Source organism: Klebsiella sp. K47, assembly GCF_051858335.1.
GTDB classification, from domain to species: domain Bacteria; phylum Pseudomonadota; class Gammaproteobacteria; order Enterobacterales; family Enterobacteriaceae; genus Klebsiella; species Klebsiella pneumoniae.
In genome coordinates, this window is the sequence record NZ_JBPYUI010000108.1 from 1 (window position 1) to 372 (window position 372).

At 52.7% G+C, this 372-nt stretch carries 1 protein-coding gene; it reads right to left on the bottom strand.

The genetic code is table 11. The features are described 5' to 3' along the window. Positions 1 to 13 precede the first annotated feature (13 nt). Positions 14 to 352, bottom strand: coding sequence for a phage head closure protein (locus tag RRF55_RS27300; RefSeq protein ID WP_048324979.1), 339 nt, complete (start codon positions 350 to 352; stop codon positions 14 to 16). Positions 353 to 372 lie beyond the last annotated feature (20 nt).

The following is a 372-nucleotide window of genomic DNA, read 5'->3' on the forward strand; positions in this document are numbered from 1 at the left end:
AGATTCACATCAATCATTTTTCGGTCCCCTGTTTGCAGAGAATTTCCAGCCGGGTGCCTTTGATATCCGGAACCGGAGGCCCGGTAACGTTAAGAACGGCGCCTTTAAACGGGCCAGTGCGTACTTTCAGGCGGGAAGACGCCGAAATATCTGTACGAAAACGCATCCAGACTCGGATTGTCGCATCAGCTTGCTCTACGCCAGCGGCTAACAGCTCACGACCGCTTATCCCCTTAACCTCGGCCCAGATGGTTTTCCCATCTTCCCATTTTTCAACCGGCTGACCTGAAGGCGTTCTGGATGTTGTGAAGTTCTGAATGGTGACCCGGTGCCGTAATCGTCCTGCCTGCATAATTCCCCCGCTTAAATACC